Below are 20,676 nucleotides of genomic sequence, written 5' to 3' on the forward strand. Positions count from 1 at the left end.
GGTCCTGCTGGCCCTGCTGGTCGCCCGCGGCCGGGTGCCGCTACCCGCCGGCACCGCGTGCTGGCTGGTCTTCCTCGTCCTGGTGCTGCTCAGCGGCACCCGGCTGGACCGGCCGACCGCCTACCTCACCTTCGGCCTGCGCCTCGGTTTCCTGGCCACCGCGCTGATCGTCTGCGTCTACGTGTACACCCTGATCCGGGAGGGTGTCGCCTGGGAGCGGGTGCTGCGCCCGCTGGGCTGGTACTGGCTGGGCATCGTGGCGCTGGGCTGGCTGGCGGTGCTGATGCCGACGTTCGCGCTGACCACCCCGGTGGAGATGGCGCTGCCCGGGGGGATCTCCGGCGAGCGGTTCATCCAGGCGCTGACCCACGTGCGGGCAAACGAGTTCAACCCGCAGTCGCGTACGCCGATCTACCGCACCGCCGCGCCGTACCCGTACACCAACAACTGGGGGACCGCGTACGCCCTGCTGGTGCCGTGCGTGCTGGCGTACCTCACCTCGGTGCGGACCGGGCGGTTCCGGATGGTGCTGTGGGTGTCGCTGCCGCTGTCGGTGGTGCCGGCGTTCATGACGCTCAACCGGGGCATGTTCCTCGGCCTCGGTGCGGGCCTGCTCTACCTGGGGCTGCGGGCGCTCATCCGGGGCAACGCCCGGCTGATCGTGTCGATCGCCGGGCTGGTCGTGCTGGTCTGGATCGTCAGCCTGGTCGTGCCGGTGCAGGAGATGATCGACGCGCGGGTCAGCAGCACCGACACCAACGTCGACCGGATGGACCTGTACGTGCGGACCTGGCAGGCGGTGGAGCACTCGCCGCTGCTCGGGTACGGCGCGCCGAAGAGCGTGGACACCACCCTCGCCGAGGAGCCGCTGGGCACCCAGGGCCTGATCTGGCAGATCCTCTACAGCCACGGCATCCCGGCGCTGTTGGTCTTCCTCACCTGGCTGGTGCTGGTCGCCCGGCGGCTGGCCGCGGCGGTCTCGCCGGCCGGGTACTGGCTGAGCACCATCCCGGTCATCGCGCTGGTGGTGATCCCGGTCTACGCGTACATCGACCCCAACCTGTCGGTGATCTTCTTCGCGGTGGGGGCCGGACTGGCCGCGGTGAGCGGGCCGGTCAACCGGGTGTCGACGGGTCCGTCCACCATGTCGCAGCCCGCGCCGCTGGCGCCGTGGCGTATCCGGGGGGTGGGTCGGGCGCCCGTGGCCCCGCTTACCGGGCAGCCGGCCGCGGTCGGGACCGGGGTGGCCGCGGTGCCGCTGCGCACCGCGCCCCCGGCCGGTCCGCCCGCGCCGCAGCAGCGCTCGACCGGGGCGGCGTCACCGCGGCTGACGGACTTGCCGGGCCGGGGAGGGACGGCATGACCGGTCCCTCGGTGTCGCGCCCGCGTGCCGGCACCCCGGGCCCGCACGCCGCGCCCGGCGCCATCCTCACCGACCCCGCCCGACCGGACACCGGGACCGCGCCCTCGGCCACCGGTGACCAGGAGGTACGCCGCAGCACCCGCAATGGGCTGGTCGGGCTGGCCGGCGCGGCGATCAACGGGGTGCTGGGCTTCCTGCTGACCGTGGTGATCGTCCGCGGGCTCGGCCCGGCCGGCTCCGGCGCGATGTTCACCGCGATCGGCGTGGTCGCCATCGTCGGCGTGCTCTGCTGCGCCGGCGCGGACACCGCCCTGGTCTGGGCGCTGCCGCGGCGGCGGGCCGGGCGGGACGGCGATGCCGCCCGCCTGCTGCCGGTCGCCCTGCTGCCGGCGCTACTGCTGACCGTCGCGGTGGCGGCCACCGGGGTCGCCCTCGCCGGGTCGCTCGCGCCGGTGCTGTTCGACCGGGACACCGGCCCCGGCGTCGACCTGCTCCGGCTGGCGTTCGCCGGCCTGCCGTTCGTGGTCGCGATGACCGTGCTGCTCGCGGCCGTCCGGGCGGTGCGACCGGTCACCGCCCTGGTCGCCGTGCAGTACGTCTTCGTTCCGGCCGCCCGTCCCGCGCTGGTGTTGGCGGCGCTCGGCGCGGGCGCCGGTGTGACGGCGGCCTTCGCCGGCTGGCTGGCGCCCGTCGTGGCGGCGGTGGCCATCTGCGCCGTCCTGCTGGTCCGTCCGCTCGGCCTCGGTGCCGGCGCGCGGCTGCGCCCGGTCGCCGCGGACTGGCGCACCCTGTGGGGCTTCGCGCTGCCCCGGGCCGCCTCGGCGGCCATCGACGCGAGCAGCATGTGGCTCACCGTGCTGCTCACCGCGGCGCTCGCCGGCCAGGCCGAGGCCGGCATCATCGGCGCGGTCGGTCGGTACGCGCTGGCCGGCCTGCTGGTCATGCAGGGCCTGCGGGTCTCGGTGGCGCCGCAGCTGTCCCGGCTGCTCGGCCAGCACCGCACCGCCGAGGCGGCGCAGGTCTACCGGCGGATCACCGCCGCGATCGTGGCGCTCTCCTGGCCGGGGTACCTGCTCCTGGCGATCTTCGCGCCGGGCTTCCTGAGCCTGTTCGGCCGCGAGTTCACCAGCGGTGCGGTGCCGATGGCGGTGCTCGCCGGGGCCATGATGGTCAACTCCGGGGTCGGCATCGTGCAGACGCTGCTGCTGATGAGCGGCAGCAGCGGGCGGCACCTGTTCGCCGCCGCCACCGGCCTGGTGCTCAACGTCGGACTGGCCCTGGCGCTGATCCCCCGGCACGGCGCGCTGGGCGCGGCGGTCGCCTGGACGGTCGGCATCGTGGCGGAGAACGTGCTCGCCACCGCGGCGGCCCGCCGGGTCGTCGGCGAGCCGCTGATGACCCGGTCGGTGCTGCTCACGGCGGCCGTGGCCGGTACCGGCACCGCCGTGCTGGCCGGGTTCGGGGCGCTGGTCGCCGGGCGCGGCGTGGCCGGCCTGTTCCTCACCCTGGGCACGGCGGTGCTGCTCGCGGCCGCCGCGCTGGCGCACCCGGCGGTGCGGCGGCGGGCCCGGGCGGCGGCCGGGACCCTGGGCCGGCGAGCGAGTTGACGAGGAGGACGAGATGACCATGCGGGATCGGGTCAAGGCGCTGGTGCCCGCACCGGTGCAGACCCGGCTACGGACTTCGCTGGTCCGGTACGGCGAACGCACCAGCGACCAGCGTCCGCTGCCGGACTTCCTCATCATCGGCACCAAGCGCGGCGGCACCACCTCGCTCTGGCGCTACCTGCTGGAGCACCCGCTGGTGCCCCGGCTCTTCCCGGCCTGGAACACCAAGACCTCGCACTACTTCGAGGACACCTGGTCCCGCGGCGAGACCTGGTACCGCTCGCACTTCCCGACCGCCCGGCAGCGGCGCGTGCTGGAGCGGCGGCACGGCGGCCCGACGAAGGTGGGCGAGGCCGCCCCGCTGTACATGTTCCATCCACTCGCACCCGCCCGGGTGGCCGGGCTGCTGCCCGGGGTGCGGCTGATCGTGCTGCTGCGCGATCCGGTGGAGCGGGCGTACTCGCACTGGAAGGAGCGGCGGACCGAGGGCGTGGAGCCGCTGGGCTTCGCCGAGGCGCTGGCGGCGGAGGAGGAGCGGACGGCGGGGGAGCGGGAGAAGCTGATCGCCGACCCGACGTACGTCAGCAACGCTTACGACTGGTACAGCTACCGGGCCCGGGGCCGCTACCTGGAGCACCTGGAGCCGTGGCTGGACCGGTTCGACCGGGACCAGGTGCTGATCCTGCCCAGCGAGACGCTCTACCGGGAGCCCGCCGCCACGTACGCCCGGGTGCTGGAGCACGTGGGCCTGCCGCCGTACCAGCTGCCGAAGTACGAGGTCTTCAACGACCGGCGCAGCAGCGCCATGGACGACGCCGTCCGGGCGGAGCTGACCAGGTACTACGCGCCGTACAACCAGGCCCTCGCCGCGCGGCTGGGCATGACCTTCGACTGGGGGAGCTGACCGTGTCGAGCGGGACCCGAACGAACGACGACAGTGCGCCGACGCGTGGCGGCCGGGGCCGCACGCCCCTGAACTCGCTGCGCTTCCGGCTGGTCGACTCGCCCGACTCGTACGGCGCGAAGCGCCGGGCGAAGCGGGCCGCCTGGCTCTCCGAGACGTTCCCGGACCTCGCCGAGATGTCCGTGCTCGACCTCGGCGGCCGGGTGGGCAGCTGGACGAAGGTGCCGGTACGCCCGAAGCACGTGCACGTGGTGAACCTGGAGCCGCTGCCGGCCGAGCTGCCGGACTGGCTGGAGGCCGACCACGCGGACGCCTGCGCCCTGCCGCCGGAGATCCTGTCCCGCCGCTACGACCTGGTCTTCAGCAACAGCGTGATCGAGCACGTCGGTGGCCACGAGCAGCGCCGCCGGATGGCCGAGGCGATCCGTACCCTCGCCCCGCGGCACTGGGTGCAGACCCCGTACCGGTACTTCCCGGTGGAGCCGCACTGGGTGGCGCCCGGGATGCAGTTCCTGCCGGTGCCGGCCCGGGTGGCGGTCGCCCGCAAGTGGCCGCTGGCCTACACCCCGGGCAAGTCCTGGGAGGCGGCGATGAGGCAGGTGCTCACCACGGAGCTGATCGGCCGGGCCGAGATGCGCTACCTCTTCCCGGACTCCACCATCCGGGCGGAGCGGCTGCTCGGCATGACCAAGTCGATCATCGCGGTCCGGACGGCCTGACCTGCGGCCCGCCCTGCGGACGTCGGTGTCCGGAGGGCGGGACGGGATGACCGGCCTGCGGGATCGGGCACCGGGCGTGACAGACTGACCAATGTGTTGCGCTGGCTGACTGCAGGTGAATCGCACGGTCCCGCTCTCGTCGCGTTGCTGGACGGCGTACCCGCCGGCATCGAGGTGACCACCACCGAGATCGCCGCCGAGCTGGCCCGCCGCCGGCTCGGCTACGGCCGGGGCGCCCGGATGTCGTTCGAGCAGGACGAGGTCGAGGTGATCGGCGGCCTGCGGCACGGCGTCACGCTGGGCAGCCCGGTCGCCATCCGGGTCGGCAACTCCGAGTGGCCCAAGTGGCAGACCGTGATGGCTGCCGACCCGGTCGACGCCGACGAGCTGGCCCGGCAGGCCCGCAACGCCCCGCTGACCCGCCCCCGCCCGGGCCACGCCGACCTCGCCGGCATGCAGAAGTACGGCCACACCGACGCCCGGCCGATCCTGGAGCGGGCCAGCGCGCGGGAGACCGCCGCCCGGGTCGCCGTCGGCGCCGTCGCCAAGGCGCTGGTCAGGCAGGCGCTCGGCATCGAGATCGTGTCGCACGTGGTGGAGCTGGGCCCGGTCGCCGCCGATCCAGGCCTGCGCCCGACGCCCGAGGACGCCGAGCGGATCGACGCCGACCCGCTGCGCTGCCTCGACCCGGCGGCCAGCGCCCGGATGGTCGCCGAGGTCGACGCCGCGAAGAAGGCCGCCGACACCCTCGGCGGCGTGGTCGAGGTGCTGGCGTACGGCGTCCCGCCGGGCCTGGGCAGCCACGTGCAGTGGGACCGCAAGCTCGACGCCCGGCTGGCCACCGCCCTGATGTCCATCCAGGCGATCAAGGGCGTGGAGATCGGCGACGGCTGGCAGCAGGCCCGCTCCCGCGGCTCGGAGGCGCACGACGAGATCGTCCCGACCGCCGCCGGCGTCCGCCGGGTCACCGACCGGGCCGGCGGCCTGGAGGGCGGCATCACCACCGGTGAGCCGCTGCGGGTGAAGGCCGCGATGAAGCCGATCTCCTCGCTGAACCGGGCGCTGGCGACCGTCGACGTGACCACCGGCGAGCCGGCCACCGCCATCAACCAGCGCTCGGACGTCTGCGCGGTCCCGGCCGCCGCGGTCGTCGCCGAGGCCATGGTCGCGCTGGTGCTCGCCGAGGCGGCCACCGAGAAGTTCGGCGGCGACTCCGTCGCCGAGATTCGCCGCAACCTCGCCGGCTACCTCGACGCCCTGGTCATCCGGTGAGCCGGCCGGCCTGCGTGCTGGTCGGGGCGCCCGGCTCCGGCAAGAGCACCGTCGGCGAGCAGCTCGCCGCTCTGCTCGGGACGGCGTTCCGGGACACCGACACCGACATCGAGGCGATGGCCGGCAAGCCCATCCCGGAGATCTTCATCGACGAGGGGGAGGCGCACTTCCGCGCCCTGGAACGGGCCGCGGTGGCCGCGGCGCTGGCCTCGCACACCGGGGTGCTCGCCCTCGGCGGCGGCGCGGTCCTCGCCGACGAGAACCGCGCCGCGCTGGTCGGGCACACCGTGGTGCACCTGTCGGTGGAGCTGCCCGACGCGGTGAAGCGGGTCGGGCTCGGGGCCGGCCGGCCGCTGCTGGCGCTCAACCCCCGGGCCACCCTCAAGCACCTGATGGACCAGCGGCGCCCGCTCTACGCCGAGGTGGCCACGGCCACGGTGGTCACCGACGGGCGTACCCCCGAGGAGATCGCCGCCGAGATCGCCGGCCTGCTCAAGGGGTGACCGCCGGTCGGGTCGTGGTGGGTCATCGCCGGTCGTCGGCGCAGACGTCGACCGCGCCGGCCCGCCGCTGCACCGCCCAGCCGACCGCGACCAGGGCCGCGCCGAACAGCAGGAAGCCGACGTCCCAGGCGGTCTGGTGTGCGCCGGACCGGACATGGTGGATGCCGAGCAGGTGGTGGTCGACCACCCCCTCAACCAGGTTGAACAGTCCCCAACCGACCAGCGCCCAGCCCCAGAGGGCGGGGGAGCGCCAGAGCCGGCCCCGGGACCGGGTGACCCGGCGGTAGAGCAGGGCCAGCCCGGCGAGCACCGCGACCCAGGTCACCACGTGGAACAGGCCGTCCCAGAGGGTGTTCATCTCCAGCCCGGGTACGGTGTCCACCGGGTACGGCCTGACCCCGATGTGGTCGCTGTCGGTGCTGCTGAGCATGTGGTGCCACTGGAGCACCTGGTGCAGGACGATGCCGTCGGCGAAGCCGCCGAGCCCGACACCGAGGATGGTGGCGGGCAGCCGAATGTCCGCACCGTCGATCGTCGTGCCTGCCATCGGGTACCTCCGCCGTCGTGGACCGGTGCCGTTCCGCCCTGCCCCGGCCTCCAGGGGCTAAACGTCGCCGCACCGGTCGCCGTCACGCCGGGCCCGCCGTCCCGATCCGGTTACTCCATCAGGTGGACAGTGGCCGTCCGGCGGTGCCAACTGGTTTAGGCTGCCCTGCGATGGACGACGTGACCCGGATCCCGGTCGGCGGCGAACGGCCGTACGACGTGCTGGTCGGACGAGACCTGCTGGACCCCCCGCCGCGGCTGCTGCCCGGTGCCGAGCGGGTGGCGCTGCTCTACGCGCCGCCGCTCAGGGGGCTGGCCGACACGCTCGGCGAGCGGCTCCGCGCACTGGGTGTCGCGCCGCTGCCGATCGAGGTGCCCGACGCCGAGGCGGGCAAACGGATCGAGGTCGCGGCCGACTGCTGGGAGCGGCTCGGCGCGGCCGGCTTCACCCGTACCGACGCGGTGGTCGGGATGGGCGGCGGCGCGGTGACCGACCTGGCCGGCTTCGTGGCGGCCTGCTGGCTGCGCGGGGTGCGCTGGGTGCCGGTGGCGACCTCGCTGCTCGGCATGGTCGACGCCGCCGTCGGCGGCAAGACCGGCGTCAACACCGCCGCCGGGAAGAACCTGGTGGGCGCGTTCCACCCGCCGGCCGGGGTGCTGTGCGACCTGACCACCCTGGAGAGCCTGCCCCGAGCCGACCTGGCGGCCGGGATGGCCGAGGTGGTCAAGTGCGGCTTCATCGCCGACCCGGTGATCCTCGATCTGGTCGAACGGGATCCGGCCGCGGCCACCGATCCGACCGGCCCGGTGTGCCGGGAGCTGATCGAGCGGGCGATCCGGGTCAAGGCCGAGGTGGTCTCCGGTGACCTGCGCGAGTCCGGGGTGCGCGAGGTGCTCAACTACGGGCACACCCTGGCGCACGCGATCGAGAAGGTGGAGGGCTACCGCTGGCGGCACGGCCACGCCGTCGCGGTCGGCACCGTCTTCGCCGGGCAGCTGGCCCGGCTGGCCGGGCGGCTCGACGCGGCCACCGCCGAGCGGCACCGCAGCGCGATGGCCGCGCTCGGCCTGCCCACCAGCTACCCGGCGGACGCCTGGCCGGAGCTGCTCGCCGCGATGCGGGTGGACAAGAAGGCCCGGGGCAGCCGGCTGCGGTTCGTGGTGCTGGACGCGCTCGCCCGCCCGGCGACCCTGGAGGGCCCGGACGACGAGCTGCTGCACGCCGCCTATCGCGAGGTTGCCTCGTGAGGGTGTACGTCCTGAACGGGCCGAACCTGGGGCGGCTGGGCACCCGGCAGGTCGACGTGTACGGCGTGACCAGCTACGCCGACCTGGCGACGCTCTGCGTCGACACCGGCAGCGAGCTGGGGCTGGAGGTGACCGTCCGGCAGACCGACGCCGAGCACGAGCTGATCGGCTGGCTGCACGAGGCGGCCGACGAGGGCGCGGCGGTGGTGCTCAACCCGGCGGCCTGGTCGCACTACTCGATCGCCGTCCGGGACGCCTGTGCCATGCTGCGCGGCCCGCTGATCGAGGTGCACATCTCCAACATCCACGCCCGGGAGGAGTTCCGGCACCACTCGGTGGTCTCGGCGGTGGCGACCGGGGTGATCTGCGGCCTCGGCGTGGACGGCTACCGGCTGGCGCTGCGCCACCTGGCCGACCGCCTCGGCGCGACGGCCTGACCGCCCGACGCTCGTCGGCCCGGCGGAGCGGCTAGTCCGCAGCGCGGTCACTCCCGGTTCGTGGGACGGACGTCACCGTCGGTCAGCAGCCGTCGGGCGCCCGTCCATCTTCCGGAACGCTTTGCTCTGCTTCAACGCCGGCAACATGCGCGCTGGGCTGCGAAAATCGCTCGCCGTGTGGCCGGTGTCACGCCGGATTGCAGCTACGCACGGTGGCTGTTGCCTCGGCGGCAGCAGAGCAAAGGGCGCGAGGGAGGGGTCAGGGTGCTGGGAGGATGTCACCGCGGGTAACAATGACCTTGGTGTGGGCGGGGTGGCCGCGGGGCGGGGACAGCGGCGCATTCGCGACTTGGGCCCAACTAGTAGACTTGCCAGGTCTGTCCGCCAATTGATGATCAAGGCAGGAAATGGCATCCACCAACGACCTCAAGAACGGCCTGGTACTCAACCTCGACGGGGAGCTCTGGGCCGTCGTCGAGTTCCAGCACGTCAAGCCCGGTAAGGGTGGGGCGTTCGTCCGCACCACGCTGAAGAACGTGCTGTCCGGCAAGGTCGTCGACAAGACCTTCAACGCGGGCACCAAGGTCGAGACCGCCACCGTCGACAAGCGCACCATGCAGTACCTCTACGCCGACGGCGAGGACTACGTCTTCATGGATCTGGAGACGTTCGACCAGATCACCGTCCCCGGCGGCACCGTCGGCGAGGCGGCCAACTACCTCCTCCCCGAGGCCGAGGCGACCGTCGCCACCCACGAGGGCGTGCCGCTCTACATCGAGCTGCCCACCTCCGTTGTGCTGGAGGTCACCTACACCGAGCCGGGTCTGCAGGGCGACCGGTCCACCGGCGGCAACAAGCCGGCCACCGTCGAGACCGGCGCGACCGTGCAGGTGCCGCTCTTCATCACCACCGGCGAGAAGATCAAGGTCGACACCCGCGACGGCCGTTACCTCGGCCGATCCTGATGGCCGAGGGTCCCAAGCAGCAGATGCCGTCGCGCCGCAAGGCGCGGAAGCGGGCGCTGGACGTGCTCTACGAGGCCGACCTGCGCGACCGGCCTCCGGTCGAGGTGCTCGCCGGCTACATCGAGCGGATCGAGAAGCCGCGGCCGGAGCACCTGGGCTACGCGGTCAGCCTGGTCGAGGGGGTGGCCGCCCACCTCGACCGGATCGACGAGGTGATCGCCAGCTACGCCGAGGGCTGGACGCTGGACCGGATGCCGGCGGTCGACCGCAACCTCGCCCGGATCGCCGTCTACGAGCTGCTCTACGTCGACGAGATCGACGACGCGGTGGCGATCAGCGAGGCCGTCGAGCTGGCCCGGCAGATGTCGACCGACGACTCGCCGCGCTTCCTCAACGGCATCCTCGGTCGGATCGCCGAGTACGCGACCCGCTGAACGACGGCGGCGTCCGCCGCACCCCGTACGACGAGAAGGGCCCGTGCCGAACGGCACGGGCCCTTCTCGGTGCGACTGCGGTCAGGACGCGAAGAACGCCCGCGGGTCGGCGACCAGCACACCGTGCTCGGTGAGCCGCTCGATCAGACCGGACGGCGAGGCGTCGTAGACGATCGCCAGCGCGCGGAGGTCGTCGGCGCGGATGGAGAGCACCCGGCCGTTGTAGTCACCACGCTGCTGCTGGATGGCGCGGGCGTACCGGGCGACGTAGGCGAGGTCCTCGGAGGCCTCGTCGTAGAGCCGCTCCAGGTCCAGGACGATCTTGCTGGTGGGCTCGTGGCGCACCCCACTGCCGTCGGGCAGCAGCTCCGAGACGGGAACGCGGTAGAAGTCGGCCAGCTCCGCCAGGCGGGACACCGTGACGGCGCGGTCGCCGCGCTCGTACGAGCCGACCACCACGGCCTTCCACCGCCCGTTCGACTTCTCCTCCACCCCCTGCAGGGACAGGCCCTGCTGCTGGCGGATGGAGCGCAGGCGGGCGCCCAGCGACTTGGCGTATTCAGAGGGCATTCGGACACTCCCAGTGCTGTGCTTTGGGGTTCTCCCAGCGATCGCTACGGAGCGTGACGGTACGGGGATTGCGACACGCGGTCAAGTGCTCGTGAGATTGCCGTTGGGGAGCGCGGGGGAACTTATCCCATTTCGCCAGCCTGATCCGGGGATCAGTGGGTGCCGACGGTTGGCCCGGTGACCACTGGTAACGTGGCCTGAAGCCCCGGTCCGGGCCGTCCGCGACCTGACCGGAGCGTCAGACGTCCTTTAACGACCCGTCCGGTGAGGCGGGGAAGGAGGTCCGCCGTGGCCTGCCCATCGGCTGCCCAGACGTCGCGGGAGCGACAACCCTCGGTGAAGGTGATCCTCGCCAGCGCCGACGTCCAGCGCGTCGTCGACCGGATCGCCCACCAGATCCTGGAGAAGACCCAGGGCGCCGCCGACACCGTCCTGCTCGGCATCCCTACCCGGGGCGCCCCGCTCGCGAGGCGGCTCGCCGCCCGGATCAGCACCTTCGAGGACGTCGACGTCCCGGTCGGCGTGCTCGACATCACCCTCTACCGCGACGACCTGCGCCGGCACGCCACCCGCGCGATCGGGCCGACCGCGCTGCCGCCGGCCGGCATCGACGGCAAGCGGGTGATCCTCGTCGACGACGTGCTCTTCTCCGGCCGCACCGTGCGCGCCGCCCTCGACGCCCTGAACGACGTCGGCCGCCCCGCCTGCGTGCAGCTCGCCGTGCTGGTCGACCGCGGCCACCGCGAGCTGCCGATCCGCGCCGACTACGTCGGCAAGAACATCCCGACCTCGCTCGCCGAGAGCGTCAAGGTCACCCTCGCCGAGACCGACGGCAGCGACGAGGTCAAGTTGTACGGGGGAGTCACCTCATGATCCGCCACCTGCTCTCCGGCGCGGACCTGGACGCCGCCACCGCCACCGAGATCCTGGACACCGCCGCCGAGATGGCCACGGTCGCCGGCCGGGAGATCAAGAAGCTGCCCGCGCTGCGCGGCCGGACGGTGGTGAACCTCTTCTACGAGGACTCCACCCGGACCCGGATCTCCTTCGAGGCGGCCGCCAAACGGCTCAGCGCCGACGTGATCAACTTTTCGGCCAAGGGCTCCAGCGTGACCAAGGGCGAGAGCCTGAAGGACACCGCGCTGACCCTCCAGGCGATGGGCGCCGACGCGGTGGTCGTCCGGCACCCCGCCTCCGGCGCCCCGCACCGGCTCGCCGACTGGGTGGACGGGTCGGTGGTCAACGCCGGCGACGGCACCCACGAGCACCCCACCCAGGCGCTGCTCGACGCGTACACGATGCGCTCCCGGCTGGGCCGGCTCGCCGGCCTGCACGTCGCGGTGGTCGGGGACGTGCTGCACTCCCGGGTGGCCCGCTCCAACGTGCTGCTGCTCTCCACCCTCGGCGCCAAGGTCACCCTGGTCGGCCCGCCCACCCTCATCCCGGTGGACTGGGCGACCAGGGCGGGCGCCGCGATGCCGAACGTCTCGGCGGGCGACGCCCGCGAGGGCGGCGCGTCGGCCGCGCTCGCCCCCGGCACCGATGTCTCCTACGACCTCGACGCGGTGCTGCCGAACGTGGACGTGGTGATGATGCTGCGGGTGCAGCGGGAGCGGATGAACGACTCCTACTTCCCCTCGGCCCGCGAGTACGCCCGCCGCTACGGCCTGGACGGCCCGCGCATGCGCCGGCTGCCCGAGCACGCGATCGTCATGCACCCCGGGCCGATGAACCGGGGCATGGAGATCACGCCCGAGGTCGCCGACTCGCCCCGCTCCACCATCGTCGAACAGGTCGCCAACGGGGTCTCCGTGCGGATGGCCGTCCTCTATCTGCTGCTCGGAGGGAACAACCGGTGACCGCGTACCTGATCAAGAACGTGAGCGTCGTCGGCGCCGCGCCGACCGACCTGCTGATCCGCGACGGCGTCGTCGCGGAGACCGGCGCGGGCCTGACCGCGCCGGACGCCACGGTGGTCGACGGCACCGGTCTGATCGCCCTGCCCGGCCTGGTCGACCTGCACACCCACCTGCGCGAGCCCGGCCGGGAGGACGCCGAGACCGTCGAGTCCGGCTCCCGGGCGGCGGCGCTCGGCGGCTACACCGCGGTCTGCGCGATGGCCAACACCTCGCCGGTCGCCGACACGGCCGGCGTGGTCGAGCAGGTCTGGCGGCTGGGCCGGGAGGCCGGCCTGGTCGACGTGCAGCCGATCGGCGCGGTCACCGTCGGGCTGGCCGGCGAGCGCCTGGCCGAGCTGGGCGCGATGGCCGACTCGGCCGCCCAGGTGCGGATCTTCTCCGACGACGGGTACTGCGTCGCCGACCCGAAGCTGATGCGCCGGGCGCTGGAGTACGTCAAGGCGTTCGACGGGATCATCGCGCAGCACGCCGAGGAGCCCCGGCTCACGGAGGGCGCGCAGATGCACGAGGGCGAGGTCTCCACCCGGCTCGGCCTGACCGGCTGGCCGGCGGTCGCCGAGGAGGCGATCATCGCCCGGGACGTGCTGCTCGCCGAGCACGTCGGCAGCCGGTTGCACGTCTGTCACGTCTCCACCGCCGGCAGCGTCGAGGTGCTGCGCCAGGCCAAGGCGCGCGGGGTCCGGGTCACCGCCGAGGTGACCCCGCACCACCTGCTGCTCACCGACGAGGTCGTGAGCGGGAGGAGTGAGCTTGCGAGCCCCGCACTCGCGAACAATTGGAGCCCAGCGGGCGCCTACGACCCGGTCTACAAGGTCAACCCGCCGCTGCGCACCGCCACCGACATCGCCGCGCTGCGCGCCGCGCTGGTCGAGGGCGTCATCGACATCGTCGCCACCGACCACGCCCCGCATGCCGTGGAGGACAAGGAGTGCGAGTGGGCGTACGCCCGGCCGGGCATGCTCGGCCTGGAGACGGCGCTCTCCATCGCCGTCGACGTGCTCGGCCCGCAGTGGGACCTGATCGCCGAGCGGATGTCCCGCGCCCCGGCCCGGATCGCCGGGCTGGACTCCCACGGCCTCGACCCGGCCCCCGGCGTGCCGGCCAACCTCACCCTGGTCGACCCGGCCGCACGCCGGGTGATCGAGCCCGCTGAGCTGGCCAGCCGCAGTCGCAACACCCCGTACGCCCGCATGACGCTGCCGGGTCGCATCGTGGCGACCTTCCTGCGCGGCGAGCCTACGGTCCTGGACGGAAAGGCTGTCAAGTAAATGGGTAAGCGCAGGCCTGCGATCCTCGTTCTCGAGGACGGGCGCACGTTCCACGGCGAGGCGTACGGCAGCGTCGGGGAGACCTTCGGCGAGGCGGTCTTCAACACCGGCATGACGGGCTACCAGGAGACCCTGACCGACCCCTCCTACCACCGCCAGGTGGTGGTGCAGACCGCACCGCACATCGGCAACACCGGTGTGAACCGCGAGGACGACGAGTCGGCCCGGATCTGGGTGGCCGGCTACGTGGTCCGCGACCCGGCCCGGATCGGCTCCAACTGGCGGGCCACCGGCGGCCTGGAGGACCGACTGGCCGCCGAGGGCGTGGTCGGCATCAGCGGCGTGGACACCCGGGCGCTCACCCGGCACCTGCGCGAGCGCGGCGCCATGCGGGTCGGCATCTCCAGCGTCGACGACGACCCGCGCGCCCTGCTGGCCCGGGTCCGCCAGTCGCCGCCGATGGTCGGCGCGGACCTCTCCGCCGAGGTGACCACCCCCGAGCCGTACGTGGTCCAGGCGCAGGGCGAGCACCGGTTCACGGTGGCCGCGCTGGACCTGGGCATCAAGCGCAACGTGCCGCGCCGGCTCGCCGCGCGCGGGGTCACCACCCACGTCCTGCCCGCCGGCTCCACCATCGACGATCTGCTCGCCACCGGCGCCGACGCGGTCTTCCTCTCGCCCGGCCCGGGCGACCCGGCCACCGCGGACGTTCCGGTCGCGCTGGCCCGCGAGGTGCTCAGCCGGAAGGTGCCGCTCTTCGGCATCTGCTTCGGCAGCCAGATCCTCGGCCGGGCGCTCGGCTTCGGCACCTACAAGCTGGGCTACGGCCACCGCGGCATCAACCAGCCGGTGCTCGACCGGGCGACCGGCAAGGTCGAGGTGACCAGCCACAACCACGGCTTCGCCGTCCAGGTGCCCGGTGCCGCGCAGGGCGCGGTCGTGCCCGACCAGGTGATCGAGACCGAGTTCGGCGGCGTCCAGGTCTCGCACGTCTGCCTCAACGACAACGTGGTCGAGGGGCTGCGGGCCAGGGACGTGCCCGCCTTCACCGTCCAGTACCACCCGGAGGCGGCGGCCGGCCCGCACGACGCGGACTACCTCTTCGACCGCTTCGCCGAGCTCATCGAAGGTCGGACCGACAGCGAGGGGCGCACGAATGCCTAAGCGCAAGGACCTCAAGCACATCCTGGTGATCGGCTCCGGGCCGATCGTGATCGGGCAGGCCTGCGAGTTCGACTACTCCGGCACCCAGGCCTGCCGGGTGCTGCGCAGCGAGGGGATCCGGGTCAGCCTGGTCAACTCCAACCCGGCCACCATCATGACGGACCCGGAGTTCGCCGACGCCACCTACGTCGAGCCGATCACCCCGGAGTTCGTCGAGCTGGTCATCGCCCGGGAGCGCCCCGACGCGCTGCTGCCCACCCTGGGCGGGCAGACCGCGCTGAACACCGCGGTCGCCCTGCACGAGGCCGGTGTGCTGGACAAGTACGGCGTTGAGCTGATCGGCGCCAACATCGAGGCGATCAACCGGGGCGAGGACCGCCAGCTGTTCAAGGAGGTCGTCGCCAAGGCCGGCGTACGCCTGGGCCTGGCCGATCCGGCCGGCCTGGTGCCCCGGTCCCGGGTCTGCCACTCGATGGCCGAGGTCGAGCAGGCCGTCGCCGAGCTGGGCCTGCCGGTGGTGATCCGGCCGTCGTTCACCATGGGCGGCCTGGGCTCCGGCATGGCGCACACCGACGAGGACCTGCGGCGCATCGCCGGGGCGGGCCTGGCCGCCAGCCCGACGCACGAGGTGCTCATCGAGGAGAGCGTGCTCGGCTGGAAGGAGTACGAGCTCGAACTGATGCGGGACCGCCACGACAACGTGGTGGTGGTCTGCTCGATCGAGAACGTCGACCCGATGGGCGTGCACACCGGCGACAGCGTCACCGTCGCGCCGGCCATGACGCTCACCGACCGGGAGTACCAGAACCTGCGCGACCTGGGCATCGCGGTGCTGCGCGAGGTCGGGGTGGACACCGGCGGCTGCAACATCCAGTTCGCGGTGAACCCGGCCGACGGCCGGATCGTCGTGATCGAGATGAACCCGCGGGTGTCCCGCTCCTCGGCGCTGGCTTCCAAGGCCACCGGCTTCCCGATCGCCAAGATCGCCGCGAAGCTGGCCATCGGCTACACCCTCGACGAGATCCCCAACGACATCACCCTGAAGACCCCGGCGGCCTTCGAGCCGACCCTGGACTACGTGGTGGTGAAGATCCCCCGGTTCGCGTTCGAGAAGTTCCCCGGCGCCGACCCGGAGCTGACCACCACGATGAAGTCGGTCGGCGAGGCGATGAGCCTCGGGCGCAACTTCACCGAGGCGCTCAACAAGGCGATGCGCTCGATGGAGACGAAAGCGGCCGGGTTCTGGACGGTGCCGGATCCGCAGGGGGCAACGAGGGAGAACACCCTCGCCGCGCTGCGGATCCCGCACGACGGCCGGCTCTACACGGCCGAGCGGGCGCTGCGGCTGGGCGCCTCCGTGGCCGAGGTGGCCGAGGCCTCCGGCGGGATGGACCCCTGGTTCCTGGACCAGATCGCCTCGCTGGTCGAGCTGCGCGCCGAGATCGTGGACGCCCCGGTGCTCGACGCCGAGCTGCTGCGCCACGCCAAGCGCGCCGGCCTGTCCGACCGGCAGCTCGCCGCGCTCCGCCCGGAGCTGGCCGCCGAGGACGGGGTACGCACCCTGCGGCACCGGCTCGGCGTGCGCCCGGTCTACAAGACGGTGGACACCTGCGCCGCCGAGTTCGAGGCGACCACGCCGTACCACTACTCGACCTACGACCAGGAGACCGAGGTCGCGCCCTCGGACCGGCCCAAGGTGCTCATCCTGGGCTCCGGCCCGAACCGGATCGGCCAGGGCATCGAGTTCGACTACTCCTGCGTGCACGCCGTCATGGCGCTGCGGGAGGTGGGCTACGAGACGGTGATGGTCAACTGCAACCCGGAGACCGTCTCCACCGACTACGACACCGCCGACCGGCTCTACTTCGAGCCGCTGACCTTCGAGGACGTGCTGGAGGTCTGGCACGCCGAGGACAGCACCGGCAAGGCCGCCGGCGGGCCCGGCGTGGTGGGGGTCATCGTGCAGCTCGGCGGGCAGACCCCGCTCGGGCTGGCCCAGCGGCTGAAGAACGCCGGGGTGCCCGTCGTCGGTACCTCCCCGGAGTCCATCCACCTCGCCGAGGAGCGGGGCGCGTTCGGGGCGGTGCTGGCCCGGGCCGGGCTGCGCGCCCCCGCGCACGGCATGGCCACCTCGTACGACGAGGCGAAGGCGATCGCCGACGAGATCGGCTACCCGGTGCTGGTCCGGCCGTCGTACGTGCTGGGCGGGCGTGGGATGGAGATCGTCTACGACGACCCGACGCTGCGCGACTACATCGGCCGGGCCACCGACATCTCGCCGGACCACCCGGTGCTGGTCGACCGCTTCCTCGACGACGCCATCGAGATCGACGTGGACGCGCTGGTCGACGCCGACGGCGAGGTATACCTCGGCGGCGTGATGGAGCACATCGAGGAGGCCGGCATCCACTCCGGCGACTCGTCCTGCGCGCTGCCGCCGATCACCCTGGCCGGCTCGCACCTGACCCAGGTGCGCCGCTACACCGAGGCGATCGCCCGGGGCGTCGGGGTGAAGGGCCTGCTCAACGTGCAGTACGCCCTCAAGGACGACCAGCTCTACGTGCTGGAGGCCAACCCGCGGGCGTCCCGGACGGTCCCGTTCGTCTCCAAGGCGACGGCGGTGCCGCTGGCCAAGGCGGCGGCCCGGATCGCGCTCGGCGCCACCATCGCCGAGCTGCGCGCCGAGGGGCTGCTCCCGCCCACCGGGGACGGCGGCAGCATGCCGGCCGACGCCCCGATCGCGGTGAAGGAGGCGGTGCTGCCGTTCAAGCGGTTCCGCACCCGCTCCGGCAAGGGCATCGACTCGCTGCTCGGCCCGGAGATGAAGTCGACCGGCGAGGTGATGGGCATCGACACCAACTTCGGGCACGCCTTCGCCAAGTCGCAGTCGGCCGCGTACGGCTCGCTGCCTACCAGCGGCAAGATCTTCGTCTCGGTCGCCAACCGGGACAAGCGCGGCATGATCTTCCCGATCAAGCGCCTGGCCGACCTGGGCTTCGAGATCGTCGCCACCACCGGCACGGCCGAGGTGCTGCGCCGGCACGGGATCGCCTGCGAGCAGATCCGCAAGCACTACGAAGCCGGCGAGGGGGAGGACGCGGTGTCGCTGATCCTCGGCGGCGACGTGGCCCTGGTGGTCAACACCCCGCAGGGCTCCGGCGCGAGCGCCCGCTCCGACGGCTACGAGATCCGCAGCGCCGCCGTCACGGCCGACATCCCGTGCATCACCACGGTGCCGGGCGCGGCGGCCGCGGTGATGGGCATCGAGGCCCGCATCCGTGGTGACATGCAGGTCCGCCCGCTCCAGGAGCTCCACGCCGCGCTGCGGGCCGGCGAGTGACCCCCGGCAGTTCGATGGCCGCGGGAGGCGGGGCGTGATCTTCGAGAAGGTGGTGCGGCCCCAGCTGTTCCGGGTCGGCGGTGGCGACGCCGAGGCGGCGCACGAGTGGACGTTGCGACGGCTGGCCGTACTGTCGCGGCGGCCGGCGGCGCTCGCGGCGCTGCGGGCCCGGTACCTCGTCCGGGCACCGCGGACGGTGTTCGGGGTGCAGTTTCCCAACCCGGTCGGGCTGGCCGCGGGGATGGACAAGAACGGGGTCGCCCTGCCGGCGTGGCCGGCGCTGGGCTTCGGCTTCGTCGAGGTCGGCACGGTGACCGCGCACGCCCAGCCGGGTAACCCCCGGCCCCGGCTGTTCCGGCTGCGCGACAGCGAGGCCGTGGTCAACCGGATGGGCTTCAACAACGCCGGCGCCGAGGCCCTCGCGGCTCGGCTGGCGGCGCTGCCCCGGCCGATCGGGGTGCCGCTCGGCATCTCGCTGGGCAAGTCCAAGGTCACCGGACTGGACGAGGCGGTGAAGGACTACCTGGCCTCGTACCGGGCGCTGCGCGGGCACGGCGACTACTTCGCGGTCAACGTCTCCTCGCCGAACACCCCCGGCCTCCGGTCGTTGCAGGACAAGTCGCACCTGGACGCCCTGTTGGCGGCGCTGGTGGGGGAGAAGCCGGTGCTGGTGAAGATCGCCCCGGACCTGACCGAGCCGGCCATCGCCGAGCTGCTGGAGGTCTGCCTGGCCCGGGGCGCGGCCGGCGTCATCGCCACCAACACCACCCTGGCCCGCGACGGCCTCGCCCCGGTCGACCGGGAGCGCGGCGCGGAGACCGGCGGCCTCTCCGGCCGTCCGCTCGCCGCGCGGGCCCGCGAGGTGGTCGGCTTCGTGCACCGGGAGACCGGCGGTCGGCTGCCGGTGATCGGCGTCGGCGGCATCCTCGACCCGGACGACGCCACCCGGATGTTCGACGCCGGCGCCGCCCTGGTCCAGCTCTACACCGGCTTCATCTACCGGGGCCCCGCCCTGGTCCGCGCCGCCGTGCGCGCCGCCGGGCGTTCGTCCGCCGCGTCGAGCTAGGGCTCGTGGTGGCCCCCGGAGACCCCCTGACGACGACAAGCCCCAGCTCGACGAGGAGAGGCGGGAGAGGCGCGTGACGCCCGAGGAGATCCTGGCCGTGGACCGGGCGCACGTCTGGCATCCGTACGCGGCGTCACCGCCGGCCAACCCGCCGTACGTGGTGGAGAGCGCGTCGGGGGTACGGCTGCGGCTGGCCGACGGTCGGGAGCTGGTCGACGGGATGTCGTCCTGGTGGGCGGCGATCCACGGCTACCGGCACCCGGTGCTCGACGCCGCCGTCACCGACCAGCTCGGCCGGATGAGCCACGTGATGTTCGGCGGGCTCACCCACGCCCCGGCGGTCGAGCTGGCCCGGACGCTGGTGGAGCTGGCCCCGGCGGGACTGGAGCACGTCTTCCTGGCCGACAGCGGCTCGGTCAGCGTCGAGGTCGCCATCAAGATGTGCCTGCAGTACCAGCGGGCCACCGGTCGGCCGGAGCGTCGCCGGCTGGCCACCTGGCGGGGCGGCTACCACGGCGACACGTTCCACCCGATGAGCGTCTGCGACCCGGAGGGCGGGATGCACCACCTCTGGGGCGACGTGCTGCCCCGGCAGGTCTTCGCCCCGGTGCCGCCGGGCGGCTTCGACGACCCGCCCGACCCGGCGTACGTGACCGCGCTGACCGACGCGGTCGCCCGGCACGCCCACGAGCTGGCCGCGGTGATCGTGGAACCCGTGGTGCAGGGCGCCGGGGGGATGCGGTTCCACCACCCGGGGTACCTGCGGGTGCTGCGCGAGGTGACCCGGGCCCACGGGGTGCTGCTGATCTTCGACGAGATCGCCACCGGCTTCGGCCGTACCGGCGCGCTGTTCGCCGCCGAGCACGCCGGCGTCAGCCCCGACGTGCTCTGCGTCGGCAAGGCGCTGACCGGCGGCTACCTGACCCTGGCCGCGGCCCTGTGCACCCCCGAGATCGCCCGGGGCATCTCGGCGGACGGGGTGCTGGCGCACGGGCCGACCTTCATGGGCAACCCGCTCGCCTGCGCGGTGGCCAACGCCTCGTTGGGCCTGCTGCGGACCGGGGACTGGTCCGGCCAGGTATCGAGGATCGCCGACGGGCTGCGGGCCGGCCTGGAGCCGCTGCGCGGCACCCCGGGGGTGGCCGACGTGCGGGTGCTGGGGGCGATCGGGGTGGTGCAGCTCGACCACGAGGTGGACCTCCCGGCGGCGACCGCCGCGGCCGTGGCGCAGGGCGTCTGGCTGCGACCGTTCCGCGATCTGGTCTACACCATGCCGCCGTACGTCACCGACGACGCGGACCTGGCCCGGATCGCGGCCGGGGTCGGCGCGGCGGTCAAGGCCGGCTGACCG

Annotated in this window: 19 protein-coding genes; 17 read left to right on the forward strand and 2 right to left on the reverse strand. The window is 73.2% G+C overall.

The window, feature by feature from the left end; genetic code table 11:
• The 6 genes from AC5RWQ_RS25365 to AC5RWQ_RS25390 all read left to right on the forward strand — a co-directional run.
• Positions 1–1,363, forward strand: a 1,363-nt coding sequence (locus AC5RWQ_RS25365; RefSeq protein ID WP_494285160.1) for an O-antigen ligase family protein, incomplete at its 5' end; no start/stop codon positions are given.
• Positions 1,360–2,970: a lipopolysaccharide biosynthesis protein gene (locus AC5RWQ_RS25370; RefSeq protein WP_494285161.1), complete on the forward strand. Its 1,611-nt coding sequence runs from the start codon at positions 1,360–1,362 to the stop codon at positions 2,968–2,970. The genes AC5RWQ_RS25365 and AC5RWQ_RS25370, both read left to right, overlap by 4 nt.
• 19 nt (positions 2,971–2,989) lie before the next feature.
• The gene (locus AC5RWQ_RS25375) at positions 2,990–3,874 is read left to right on the forward strand and encodes a sulfotransferase domain-containing protein (RefSeq protein WP_494285233.1); all 885 of its coding nucleotides are present in this window, start codon (positions 2,990–2,992) and stop codon (positions 3,872–3,874) included.
• Between the two features lie 68 nt (positions 3,875–3,942).
• The gene (locus tag AC5RWQ_RS25380; RefSeq protein ID WP_494285234.1) at positions 3,943–4,593 is read left to right on the forward strand and encodes a methyltransferase domain-containing protein; all 651 of its coding nucleotides are present in this window, start codon (positions 3,943–3,945) and stop codon (positions 4,591–4,593) included.
• A 93-nt stretch (positions 4,594–4,686) separates the two neighbouring features.
• Entirely contained in the window at positions 4,687–5,865 is a 1,179-nt protein-coding gene (aroC, locus tag AC5RWQ_RS25385; RefSeq protein ID WP_494285162.1) for a chorismate synthase, read from the forward strand.
• Positions 5,862–6,368, forward strand: a complete 507-nt coding sequence (locus AC5RWQ_RS25390) for a shikimate kinase (RefSeq protein WP_494285163.1) — start codon at positions 5,862–5,864, stop codon at positions 6,366–6,368. The genes aroC and AC5RWQ_RS25390 overlap by 4 nt, the downstream gene beginning before the upstream one ends.
• A gap of 22 nt (positions 6,369–6,390) precedes the next feature.
• Here AC5RWQ_RS25390 and AC5RWQ_RS25395 read toward each other — a convergent pair whose 3' ends face one another.
• Entirely contained in the window at positions 6,391–6,915 is a 525-nt protein-coding gene (locus AC5RWQ_RS25395) for a DUF2243 domain-containing protein (protein WP_494285164.1), read from the reverse strand.
• Between the two features lie 170 nt (positions 6,916–7,085).
• Between AC5RWQ_RS25395 and aroB the strand changes: the two genes are divergently transcribed.
• The 4 genes from aroB (at position 7,086) to nusB (ending at position 9,998) form a co-directional block, all read left to right on the forward strand.
• Complete coding sequence (gene aroB / locus AC5RWQ_RS25400) at positions 7,086–8,162, forward strand: 3-dehydroquinate synthase (RefSeq protein ID WP_494285165.1); 1,077 nt, start codon at positions 7,086–7,088, stop codon at positions 8,160–8,162.
• Positions 8,159–8,599 (forward strand): type II 3-dehydroquinate dehydratase, encoded by a 441-nt coding sequence (aroQ, locus tag AC5RWQ_RS25405; RefSeq protein ID WP_334489622.1) that lies wholly within the window; start codon positions 8,159–8,161, stop codon positions 8,597–8,599. Before aroB ends, aroQ begins: the two co-directional genes overlap by 4 nt.
• 407 nt (positions 8,600–9,006) lie before the next feature.
• The gene (gene efp / locus AC5RWQ_RS25410; protein ID WP_074318567.1) at positions 9,007–9,564 is read left to right on the forward strand and encodes an elongation factor P; all 558 of its coding nucleotides are present in this window, start codon (positions 9,007–9,009) and stop codon (positions 9,562–9,564) included.
• Between the two features lie 23 nt (positions 9,565–9,587).
• Entirely contained in the window at positions 9,588–9,998 is a 411-nt protein-coding gene (nusB, locus tag AC5RWQ_RS25415) for a transcription antitermination factor NusB (RefSeq protein WP_494285235.1), read from the forward strand.
• 81 nt (positions 9,999–10,079) lie between these two features.
• On the opposite strand, the gene bldD is transcribed toward nusB, so the two are convergent.
• Entirely contained in the window at positions 10,080–10,568 is a 489-nt protein-coding gene (bldD, locus tag AC5RWQ_RS25420) for a transcriptional regulator BldD (protein WP_013285505.1), read from the reverse strand.
• Between the two features lie 288 nt (positions 10,569–10,856).
• Here bldD and pyrR point away from each other — a divergent pair, with 288 nt between their 5' ends.
• The 7 genes from pyrR to AC5RWQ_RS25455 all read left to right on the forward strand — a co-directional run bounded on the left by pyrR (position 10,857) and on the right by AC5RWQ_RS25455 (position 20,673).
• Complete coding sequence (gene pyrR, locus AC5RWQ_RS25425) at positions 10,857–11,441, forward strand: bifunctional pyr operon transcriptional regulator/uracil phosphoribosyltransferase PyrR (protein WP_494285166.1); 585 nt, start codon at positions 10,857–10,859, stop codon at positions 11,439–11,441.
• Positions 11,438–12,427 (forward strand): aspartate carbamoyltransferase catalytic subunit, encoded by a 990-nt coding sequence (locus AC5RWQ_RS25430; protein WP_494285167.1) that lies wholly within the window; start codon positions 11,438–11,440, stop codon positions 12,425–12,427. Before pyrR ends, AC5RWQ_RS25430 begins: the two co-directional genes overlap by 4 nt.
• Complete coding sequence (locus AC5RWQ_RS25435; protein ID WP_494285168.1) at positions 12,424–13,755, forward strand: dihydroorotase; 1,332 nt, start codon at positions 12,424–12,426, stop codon at positions 13,753–13,755. The genes AC5RWQ_RS25430 and AC5RWQ_RS25435 overlap by 4 nt, the downstream gene beginning before the upstream one ends.
• Complete coding sequence (gene carA, locus AC5RWQ_RS25440; protein ID WP_494285169.1) at positions 13,756–14,919, forward strand: glutamine-hydrolyzing carbamoyl-phosphate synthase small subunit; 1,164 nt, start codon at positions 13,756–13,758, stop codon at positions 14,917–14,919. It abuts the gene before it with no gap.
• The gene (gene carB, locus AC5RWQ_RS25445; RefSeq protein ID WP_494285170.1) at positions 14,912–18,259 is read left to right on the forward strand and encodes a carbamoyl-phosphate synthase large subunit; all 3,348 of its coding nucleotides are present in this window, start codon (positions 14,912–14,914) and stop codon (positions 18,257–18,259) included. The genes carA and carB overlap by 8 nt, the downstream gene beginning before the upstream one ends.
• A 34-nt stretch (positions 18,260–18,293) precedes the next feature.
• Positions 18,294–19,325 carry a quinone-dependent dihydroorotate dehydrogenase gene (locus AC5RWQ_RS25450; RefSeq protein WP_494285171.1) on the forward strand — a complete coding sequence of 344 codons (1,032 nt, stop codon included), beginning with the start codon at positions 18,294–18,296 and terminating at the stop codon, positions 19,323–19,325.
• A 73-nt stretch (positions 19,326–19,398) separates the two neighbouring features.
• Complete coding sequence (locus AC5RWQ_RS25455) at positions 19,399–20,673, forward strand: adenosylmethionine--8-amino-7-oxononanoate transaminase (RefSeq protein ID WP_494285172.1); 1,275 nt, start codon at positions 19,399–19,401, stop codon at positions 20,671–20,673.
• Positions 20,674–20,676 lie beyond the last annotated feature (3 nt).

The organism is Micromonospora sp. BS32 (assembly GCF_059089345.1).